This window comes from Aeromonas sp. QDB23 (assembly GCF_027707745.1).
GTDB lineage: Bacteria > Pseudomonadota > Gammaproteobacteria > Enterobacterales > Aeromonadaceae > Aeromonas > Aeromonas allosaccharophila.
On sequence record NZ_JAPCJA010000090.1, the window covers coordinates 1 to 7874 of the forward strand.

The 7874-nt window shown below is 57.5% G+C and carries 16 protein-coding genes; all 16 read right to left on the reverse strand.

What is annotated here, in order from left to right; translation table 11 throughout:
- Positions 1-251 precede the first annotated feature (251 nt).
- The 16 genes from PG888_RS21800 to PG888_RS21875 all read right to left on the reverse strand — a co-directional run bounded on the left by PG888_RS21800 (position 252) and on the right by PG888_RS21875 (position 7613).
- Positions 252-818 carry a DUF2235 domain-containing protein gene (locus PG888_RS21800; RefSeq protein ID WP_051505337.1) on the reverse strand — a complete coding sequence of 189 codons (567 nt, stop codon included), beginning with the start codon at positions 816-818 and terminating at the stop codon, positions 252-254.
- The gene (locus PG888_RS21805) at positions 819-1397 is read right to left on the reverse strand and encodes a DUF2235 domain-containing protein (RefSeq protein ID WP_232093595.1); all 579 of its coding nucleotides are present in this window, start codon (positions 1395-1397) and stop codon (positions 819-821) included.
- A 251-nt stretch (positions 1398-1648) separates the two neighbouring features.
- A complete protein-coding gene (locus PG888_RS21810; protein WP_024944999.1) occupies positions 1649-2296 on the reverse strand; it encodes a hypothetical protein in 648 nt (215 codons plus the stop codon).
- A gap of 220 nt (positions 2297-2516) precedes the next feature.
- Complete coding sequence (locus PG888_RS21815) at positions 2517-2903, reverse strand: type IV toxin-antitoxin system YeeU family antitoxin (protein ID WP_024945000.1); 387 nt, start codon at positions 2901-2903, stop codon at positions 2517-2519.
- Between the two features lie 2 nt (positions 2904-2905).
- Complete coding sequence (locus PG888_RS21820) at positions 2906-3220, reverse strand: hypothetical protein (RefSeq protein ID WP_024945001.1); 315 nt, start codon at positions 3218-3220, stop codon at positions 2906-2908.
- A 142-nt stretch (positions 3221-3362) separates the two neighbouring features.
- Positions 3363-3659, reverse strand: coding sequence for a hypothetical protein (locus PG888_RS21825; RefSeq protein ID WP_024945002.1), 297 nt, complete (start codon positions 3657-3659; stop codon positions 3363-3365).
- A 32-nt stretch (positions 3660-3691) separates the two neighbouring features.
- A complete protein-coding gene (locus PG888_RS21830) occupies positions 3692-4033 on the reverse strand; it encodes a hypothetical protein (RefSeq protein WP_024945003.1) in 342 nt (113 codons plus the stop codon).
- 1 nt (position 4034) lies between these two features.
- Positions 4035-4577 carry a hypothetical protein gene (locus PG888_RS21835; protein ID WP_024945004.1) on the reverse strand — a complete coding sequence of 181 codons (543 nt, stop codon included), beginning with the start codon at positions 4575-4577 and terminating at the stop codon, positions 4035-4037.
- 28 nt (positions 4578-4605) lie between these two features.
- Entirely contained in the window at positions 4606-4932 is a 327-nt protein-coding gene (locus tag PG888_RS21840; protein ID WP_021229634.1) for a type IV toxin-antitoxin system YeeU family antitoxin, read from the reverse strand.
- On the reverse strand, positions 4929-5291 hold the full coding sequence (locus PG888_RS21845; RefSeq protein ID WP_024945005.1) for a hypothetical protein: 363 nt from the start codon (positions 5289-5291) through the stop codon (positions 4929-4931). The genes PG888_RS21840 and PG888_RS21845 overlap by 4 nt, the downstream gene beginning before the upstream one ends.
- Entirely contained in the window at positions 5288-5503 is a 216-nt protein-coding gene (locus PG888_RS21850) for a hypothetical protein (protein ID WP_024945006.1), read from the reverse strand. The genes PG888_RS21845 and PG888_RS21850 overlap by 4 nt, the downstream gene beginning before the upstream one ends.
- Positions 5503-6009 (reverse strand): hypothetical protein, encoded by a 507-nt coding sequence (locus PG888_RS21855; protein WP_024945007.1) that lies wholly within the window; start codon positions 6007-6009, stop codon positions 5503-5505. The genes PG888_RS21850 and PG888_RS21855 overlap by 1 nt, the downstream gene beginning before the upstream one ends.
- A gap of 162 nt (positions 6010-6171) precedes the next feature.
- Positions 6172-6510 carry a hypothetical protein gene (locus PG888_RS21860; RefSeq protein ID WP_024945008.1) on the reverse strand — a complete coding sequence of 113 codons (339 nt, stop codon included), beginning with the start codon at positions 6508-6510 and terminating at the stop codon, positions 6172-6174.
- A 24-nt stretch (positions 6511-6534) separates the two neighbouring features.
- On the reverse strand, positions 6535-6726 hold the full coding sequence (locus PG888_RS21865; protein WP_024945009.1) for a hypothetical protein: 192 nt from the start codon (positions 6724-6726) through the stop codon (positions 6535-6537).
- Positions 6723-7220 carry a RadC family protein gene (radC, locus tag PG888_RS21870; RefSeq protein ID WP_024945010.1) on the reverse strand — a complete coding sequence of 166 codons (498 nt, stop codon included), beginning with the start codon at positions 7218-7220 and terminating at the stop codon, positions 6723-6725. The genes PG888_RS21865 and radC overlap by 4 nt, the downstream gene beginning before the upstream one ends.
- A gap of 90 nt (positions 7221-7310) precedes the next feature.
- Complete coding sequence (locus PG888_RS21875) at positions 7311-7613, reverse strand: hypothetical protein (RefSeq protein WP_024945011.1); 303 nt, start codon at positions 7611-7613, stop codon at positions 7311-7313.
- Between the last annotated feature and the right edge of the window lie 261 nt (positions 7614-7874).

Below are 7874 nucleotides of genomic sequence, written 5' to 3' on the forward strand. Positions count from 1 at the left end.
AATGAGCGTTCACATTGGTCCGGAAATGGTGTTCACGTTGAATCGGAATTGGTGTTCATGATCGGCCGGAATATGCACCAGGGGCGGGGGCGTTCACGTAGAGGGGGCCGAGCGGCGTCCAGTTATCGGAGCAGTGGACATACTCCGTCATCAGCATCTCGTTTTGCTCCTTGGACAGTTTGAGGTCACCGCCTCCATGCCACAGACCCAGGTACTGGTCGAACAAGAAGGCCAGCGCCCCGCGAACCGGCTCAGACAGGGGGGGGGAGCGGCGACCCGCTTTCCTGTGCTATTGTCTGCATAAGGTGGCCGGCGAGCAGCTGCAGTTCAGGTTTGACCGTGCGCGTCATGATCGCGTTGGCCACATAGCCCACCATTGGCGCGTCGCTCTTGGATACGACGGAGAAAGAGCTGATGGTCGGTTTTATCTGGCTGCTGTCTTTCGCATATCCCTTGTATAGGGGGATAGCTTCCTCCTGGAGCCTGGCGTTGGCTGCAGCCTGGAATCTCTTATAGGCTGCGTCATCACCAAATTTCAGGATGGCATCATAGGGGCGCATGATTGGCGTCTTCTCAACTTGGTCCAGATACCCGCCGCCAACGTCGCTATGAGTACCGAATAGCGGGAGTTCCGTGTGGTCTGGCTGTACGGAGTTAAGCGCAAAATTGAGCCGGTACTCGTCCTTGGCGGCGAGCTGGACTACCTTCTCCGCGGCCCCGGGAGCAATGTAGAGGCGAACTGGTGCATTGTCGTCATTGCTGGTGTCCAGGCCTATGGCTGCCCCGGTATCGAAGAGGCCAACGAATGCGACGCGCACCTAGCGCCCCAGGTTCGATTCCAGAAGAATGTTCACGAAATGTCGCGCAGCTGCAGCGCCCCGGCTAAAGCCGAAGACATCCACAGCTACTGGGCCAGCGGGGAGGCTGGCGATCATGGTGCTGATCTTGGAGAGGCCTTCCTCTGACCTGGCTATGACGCCAGTTGCGCCGATCCCCAGGGCCATATCGAGCTTCGTGTCAGCCTTGCCGGCAGCAGTACCGATCCCCTCGATGTAGATTGCTGAGCCGGTATAGGCTTGATGCAGCCGGGCAATGTTGGTTGGGCCGCCGTCGTATGAAGATTCAGTCCCTATCAGCTTCTCTATGGATTTGCAGGCCGCTTCGCTTGCCTCTTCACACTGCTCCCTGAGTTGGCTGTTGTACCGGTTGTTCTGGGTGCCATCAAAGAAGATGCCGATCCGATGTTCCGCGGGGTCAACCAGGGGGACAAGAGGGGTCGCCGGCGAACTGGCGGGGTTTGGCGCAGGTAGCTCTACTGGGGCGCTTGCTGCTCTCGCCCAGGGCCCTTGATTGTCGCCGACGGTCGTCCCCTGGGCGGGGATTATCGTGTTGCTCATGGGTGGGCAGCCGCAAGAGACATAATCGCCCTGCAGCGCTAACGGCCCGCCAGTGCTGGTTGGGTCGCCTTTCCTTGCCACATTTCTCATTGAATATCTCCATGCTGGGAGGAGATACAATACGTCACATGAAGCCAACCGAGGCTGAATGAGGTTGAATTGTGAGCTTTATGCGTCTGTTTCAGGCGCCTAGCGGGGAAAATAAGAGGGGCTGCACTGATTGGCGGCCCCTCTTTATGGTTGCTAGAGGTCTATAGTGCTGAGATCTCTACGGGGTATGGCAATGGCTTGCAGGAGATGATGGCCAGCTGCCATTCGTGCCCGCCTGTATTCCCCCATATCGTATCTGATAGGGAGTTCAGCGCGTCCTGAGAAAGGATCTGGTGCAGCTCCGCCTTGAGCACTTCATAGTGATAGACGTAGAGGCCGCGATACAGCGCCTCTGACATGCGAGCCTTCCAGAAGTGCATACCTTCGCCGGTCTGGAGGTTGTCGCTCAGGATCACATCGTAGCGCTTCAAGATGTAGCCGAAGAACACCGCGGTTGGCAGGTCACGCAGCACCGCCTTGTGTTGGAAGTCGGTGGAGCGCCACACGCGCTGTTGCGTGGCCGGTCGGCACTTGAGGTCTTTGTAGTGAACGATGATCACCTGGTTGTAGTAGACAACCTGCTTGAGGTGGTCATTTACCAGGGCAATCTCGAACTTCTCTTTGTCTAGTCGGGTTGTCACGCAGATCAGGCGGTATCCCGGCGTCAGAGGCAGCCCCAGCTCACCGGCAATATCCTGAACGTGACCATGCCCCACCAAGGCATGGTAGATAGCCTCGTTGGTTGCGGTCACTTCAAGGTCATGGAATGTTTCAATGACCTTGTTGGCGTCTAGGAGAAGTTGCGGCATAGAGTCCCGTACTAGATTGCTCATATTTGATTCACGCCTACTCTACCACCCGAAACGGGGCTGTTCCATAAGAATAGCACCAGAGTGCCGCCTACAGGCCAGTAGCATGACTGGGGAACAGCTCAGTGAGTTATAGCGTATGAGGGGATAGAGAAAGTTGGCGTATCCTGCTGATTGATCCCGACAAGAATCTCAACTAACAGCGCTGATAAGTCATTTATTAGGCGTCCGTGCTCTGTGCAGCGTAAATCGCGATATAGACATACCCCTGGCTGCCCAAGGTATCGGCTTCGCAGGTAAAGCCGCTGTGATGGACGGTGATACGTTGCTGACAGCGGGCATCCAGCTCGCCGGTCAGCAGTTTGCTTTCCAGTTCCTTGATGATGGCCGGGAAGGCGGCTTCAAGCCGGTTTATTGCCTCCTCTGCCCATTCGCCAATCAATGAGGCTCGGTCAGACAAAAAGTGCAGTCGGTGATGCTCCTGAATAAGACGAGCACCAAAGCGCGGCGTCACGGTATGGGGCAAGCCCCACTGCGCAAAAATCTGGGTGGGTTGCTCTGGCACTGCAGGATGCGGCTTATTGGTGTTGGTAGTAGTCGTGGTCATGATTAGCGATACCTCAATTGGGTGTGGATGATAGTGCCTGGCACGTTGTGGCGCTGGCGTAGTCTGGCCAGGTGCTCGGGGAGGTCTGTCAGGCTTGTCAGTCGCCCTAGGTAGAGCCGGGAGAGATTGACGTAGTCAGGGTGACTTACGGTGATGGTCACCTGATGCCCTGGCTGCCAACGCCTAAACAGGCGGGCTTTGGCCTCTTTGATGGTGGTGATACCGGGGGCTGGTAACGTCTGCCGGTTGCGCAGATGCAGTTTGTTTAGCTCGGGGGCATAGCGATGCACCTCAAGTCCAGTGATAAGACGGGTCATGTTCAGTGACTCCAATGATGCAAAGGGCCAGCCTGTGAGGGCTGGCCCTTTATGCTGTTTGTGGATAAGCGGTGCTGGGCTGTCGTGTCTGTTGGTGCCGAGGCTACAGAAAGCTGCCGGGCCGCAGTGGCAGACGCAGTGGCTAGTCGTTGTAAAACAGGATGTAGCTCACCCCGGCTTGCGTTGCTGCTGCGAGCAAGGGCTGTAACGTTGGCGGGTAGGCATCGAGCTCCAAGGCCAGGTTCAACATATATTCGTAGGCGGAGTCATCCTTCACACCGACATGTTCATGGGAGGCCATACGCTTGACCCATTGCCATTCTGGTACCAGGTCTGCGTCATCGTAATCGCCCACGATGGTGCTCATGGCGACATCCAGCATTTTCATCACTGTATAGCCGACCTGTAGGGCAGGCATTGTTGGTAGGGTGTTGGTCATTGCATCGCTCCTTGTTGTCGTCTGGGCGGTGGTTACTGTTGATTGATAACCTGCTTGCAATTGAGACGGTCTAGCAGGTGTTGCGAGCCGTACTGGGCCACCAGTCGGTCTATGGCCATCCGGGCGCAGTCTGTTCTGCTGGGCTTATTCTCGGGGATTGCGTAACGAGCGGTGAGCCAGCCGCCGAGCAGCGCGATGCGATAGCCGCTCGGGATATGGGTGAGCGACGTCCCTATCCCCCTCCCGTGAATGAGGAAGGGCACAGCCTGGCCGCCGATGTCGATATCCATGCGCTGGCCCTTGAGCTCAAAGGTGGTGAGCTCGCCAGTTTGCGGATGTTTGCCGGGTACCTTGATGGTGATGTTTTTTGCCATCTCACACCTCCGGTTTGGCTTCAAAGTGGCAGGTTACAATGCCCGCTTCCGGGTCGATGCTGATAAACGCCGGGGCTTGCGGGTGGTACTGGTAGAGCCGCGCCAGTTCGGCACGAAACGCCTCGACGTTCGGTGCAATCACATGACTGGTATCCCCTTCTGCGTAGGTCAAGGTCTCCAGCTTCTCGGTGTTAATCCAGATGCCGAAGTACCAAGCGTCTTCCTCGGTATCGTATTGTTGCCAGCCCTGGGCCAGCAGCGTCCGGTCGTAGTAGTAACGGTCTGCCTGATGGCTGCCACGGTCGATGCGGCAACCCGTCACGGTGAGCTCAAGCGGGATACGCCCTACCTTCAGAGCCTTCTTGACCCGGCGCAATGTGTGCCGTGCCTTGGCCTTCTCTTTGCGCGGGTCGTAGGGGTTCAGCTTGCTGCCCACGTAGTTGAGGATCCCCTCGGCATTGGCGGCTGCATTGTGCGTCAGCGTGTGCAGCAGGGTGGTGACGTCACGGTGGGCCAGTGTGCCCACGTGATAGAACTTGTTCATGATACTTCTCCTTGAAACAAACACCCCGCTAGTTAGCGGGGTGGTAGATGTCGAGGTAGAGGTAGCCGTAGCTGCGCCTCGGACTGGCTTCACACACCCAGCCCTTGTGTTCAAGGCGAAACACCTCGTCCATGTCGGTGCATATCTGGTATGCCTTGGCCATTTTGGTTAACTCACGCAGGAAGTGCGGCAGCACTGTGTCGCACTCGGCCCGCCACGCCTCGTCTGGCTCGCCGTACATACCGGCACGGTCGCCCAGGAAATCAACATAACCACGTTGCAGAATGGCTCGAGCCCCCAGCTTGGGCAGGTTCGGGGTACCCAGTCCCCATGTCATGTGTTCGAAGATGCTCATGTGTGGCTGCTCCAGTTTGGGTTGTCGTTGGTGCCGTGGTTGAAGTAGGCACCCACAATGGTGCGTCTCCACTCCCCAACGGGATAGCCGAGGTCGTTGCACTCACGCTCCCACCACGCAAAGTTAATCTCGCGGGGCAGGTTGTCCACCATGTCCAGTGGACTCGCGAACAGCGAGGTCTTGTGCATCGTTGGCATGGGCTTGATCTTGTCGGGGCCAGTGCGCTTGCCGGTCTCGTCATAGTCGTGAGCCCACTTCGGGAAGGTGAGCTGATAGGTAATGAGCCTATGCAAATCGCCATGTGCACTCATGGCCTGAGCGACTGCGACCTGAGTGAAGCTATCGTTGAATTCGATCATGGTTGTTTCTCCCTTTCTGCAGGTAAACGGTAAGCCGCTGCCAGCTGCGCAAATTGTTCGACCAGGTAACTGATGCTGATGCCCAGTTCATCGCTGACCCCATCCCCTAGACGGTGATGCAGGTGTGCCATGTCATCGGCGATACGCTGGGCTATCTGGGCGGTTGAGCTCGGTGGTGAGCTTGTCACTGTCAGGGTGATGGAAAGGTTCATTACATCTCTCCCCAGGGGGCTTGCTCCCACAGTGACAGCCGGGTCAGCACGTCTTGCGCCAGCGCTTGCTGCAACTGCTGTAGTACCTTCACTAGCCGGGGTGCCTGCTCGGGACTCCCACTCCATTCACTCGACTGGTACAGGGCGCAGCAGGTGAATTTGTAGAGGGCAACCAGTTCGGCATCGGTGAGTGATGCCTGATTGTAACGGTGGGCTGGTTTAAGCGGTCCCTGCTTGGTCGAGCGGTGCTGGCGTGGTTCTTTTTGCTCCTGCTGACGCCCCAGCTGATAGCGATGCCAGACAGCCCGCCGATTGGCGAGCATCATCAGCCGTACCAGCCGGTCTACCCGCCACGTCCAGGTACTGGTCGTGTCTGCTGGCGGGAACCACCAGAGGGTGCGCAGCAGCTCAAGGGTGTAGTGCGGTGGCATGGGGGCATTGCAAAAGCGGTGCAACTGAACGGCAAAGGCCAGGTAGTCCTTGCGGTCGATCATGAAGGCAGACATGGGCATGGTTCCTTAAAATGCAAAAGGCCACCTTCGGTGAGGTGGTCTTGGGGTAATGTCGGGATATCCGGATCATGGTGTGGGACCTGATGATCCTGGTTTGATGATTCGGGTGATCGGGTGGAAACGTGATCTGCATGTTATTGGGCGATCGACGGTTCGTTATTGGTGATCCTGGAGTGTGTCGGGGAGAGCCGCATCAAACAGGATGGTGTAGAGCGCACAATCAATGCCGTTGACGGCGTCGTGGTGCGGGTAATAGGGCGGTGCGTCTCGGGAGCGTTCGACGTAGTCGCCAAAGCAGCTGAGACACTCGCGTATCTCGATGGTGGATCCCCGCAGCAAGGTCTCTTCAAACTGCTTGGCATAGGCCTCGTCATCACGAGCCTTGGTGACGGCCTTCTCCAGCAACGTCAGTGCATCTTCGTTGCTGGCGACTGTCAGGCCATGGCGCAGCTTCTCGAGGGTTTCCTCAAGGGTATAGGGGTTAGGTAATCGCATGGTGTTTGTCTCTTCTTGGCGCGACTAATGGCGTAGCTGATAGAGCAACGCATCAATGGCCTCGATACAGTCGGCCTGGGTGAGCAGGTAGCCGTTAGGCAGGTGAGCCACGATGGTGGGCTCTGCCTGCATCTCGACGTTGTCAGCCAGCCAACAGCGCAACTCGATGAGGATATCGATGTTGGTGAGGTGTGTTTTACCGGGGATGGGGTTCATAGCAGGTCCCTCTCTTTAAGGGAGACCACGCCCTCAGCGCCGACCACCAGATGGTCGAGCAACCGGACATCGACCAGGGCCAAGGCCTCTTTGAGGGCTTGGGTAAAGACCCGGTCAGATTGGCTGGGTTCTGGGTCACCGCTGGGGTGATTGTGCACCGCGATGATGGCCCCACAGTTGAGTAGTAGGGCACGCTTGACCACTTCCCGTGGGTAGATGCTGGCGCTGTCGAGGGTGCCACGAAACAGCTCTTCAAAGGCTAAGACACGATGCTGGGAGTCGAGGAACAGTGCGCCAAACACTTCATGCTCCCGGTCTTGTAGCAGGGTTTGCAGCCGCTCGGCGGCCTCGGTAGTACTGGTGATGGCGGTACCTTTGGCCAGACGCTTGCGGGCAATCTGATTGGCGATGCGCAGCAGGTCTTGCTCGGTCACCGGTTCGGTGACGACATAAGTGCCGGGGCATTCCCCGGCTTTGAGTTTGTGGTAACGCATAGTGGAATTCTCCAAATAAACAAAACCCCGGCAGCGCGAGGCATACCGGGGCTAAATGCAGAGGTGTTGTTGGTTCAATTTGAGGGTAGTTCAGTGGGCCGTAGTGGTGACGCCTTCCCTGGTGGTGGGTTCCTGCTTAATCGGCATTAGTGGTCCGGGGACCAGCACGGTGAGCGGGATGGCCAGCGCCAGGCTCAAGCGTTCGGCCAGTACGTAAGCTGGACCTATGGTGTCGTAGTCAGCAACCCAGGTGGCCAGGGCAAGGCCACTGGCCTCTGCCGCCCGCAGGTAGACGCTGTAGCCCTGAACCGTCAGGCTACTGTCACGCACCACCTGCGTTTCCCCCTCTCGGTTGATGGCTTCTAGCTCAACGGCTATCGGATGTTTGGGCATCGCGAGCCTCCTCTTGGGGTAAGGGGTCACTCTCCACACGATAACCGTGATGAGTACAGGTGCGCTGCAGATCAGCCAGGAAACTTGCCAACACTCGGGGTTGCTCGCTGAGAGAAACCGGTCCTGCTTGGCTGCGCCAGAAACAACGACGCTTAGGGTCCACGCAGATTTCATCCACGGTCTGTGGATTTGACCCCATAGGTCCAGACACTTTTTCCCGCTTAGGGTTGTGATACCCGACTGCGCAGAAATTCCCGTGGT

Coding starts and splice junctions, on each gene's coding strand:
- PG888_RS21805 (WP_232093595.1), bottom strand. CDS start 1,397: ATGAGCAACACGATAATCCCCGCCCAGGGGACGACCGTCGGCGACAAT.
- PG888_RS21810 (WP_024944999.1), bottom strand. CDS start 2,296: ATGCCGCAACTTCTCCTAGACGCCAACAAGGTCATTGAAACATTCCAT.
- PG888_RS21815 (WP_024945000.1), bottom strand. CDS start 2,903: ATGACCACGACTACTACCAACACCAATAAGCCGCATCCTGCAGTGCCA.
- PG888_RS21820 (WP_024945001.1), bottom strand. CDS start 3,220: ATGACCCGTCTTATCACTGGACTTGAGGTGCATCGCTATGCCCCCGAG.
- PG888_RS21825 (WP_024945002.1), bottom strand. CDS start 3,659: ATGACCAACACCCTACCAACAATGCCTGCCCTACAGGTCGGCTATACA.
- PG888_RS21830 (WP_024945003.1), bottom strand. CDS start 4,033: ATGGCAAAAAACATCACCATCAAGGTACCCGGCAAACATCCGCAAACT.
- PG888_RS21835 (WP_024945004.1), bottom strand. CDS start 4,577: ATGAACAAGTTCTATCACGTGGGCACACTGGCCCACCGTGACGTCACC.
- PG888_RS21840 (WP_021229634.1), bottom strand. CDS start 4,932: ATGAGCATCTTCGAACACATGACATGGGGACTGGGTACCCCGAACCTG.
- PG888_RS21845 (WP_024945005.1), bottom strand. CDS start 5,291: ATGATCGAATTCAACGATAGCTTCACTCAGGTCGCAGTCGCTCAGGCC.
- PG888_RS21850 (WP_024945006.1), bottom strand. CDS start 5,503: ATGAACCTTTCCATCACCCTGACAGTGACAAGCTCACCACCGAGCTCA.
- PG888_RS21855 (WP_024945007.1), bottom strand. CDS start 6,009: ATGTCTGCCTTCATGATCGACCGCAAGGACTACCTGGCCTTTGCCGTT.
- PG888_RS21860 (WP_024945008.1), bottom strand. CDS start 6,510: ATGCGATTACCTAACCCCTATACCCTTGAGGAAACCCTCGAGAAGCTG.
- PG888_RS21865 (WP_024945009.1), bottom strand. CDS start 6,726: ATGAACCCCATCCCCGGTAAAACACACCTCACCAACATCGATATCCTC.
- radC (WP_024945010.1), bottom strand. CDS start 7,220: ATGCGTTACCACAAACTCAAAGCCGGGGAATGCCCCGGCACTTATGTC.
- PG888_RS21875 (WP_024945011.1), bottom strand. CDS start 7,613: ATGCCCAAACATCCGATAGCCGTTGAGCTAGAAGCCATCAACCGAGAG.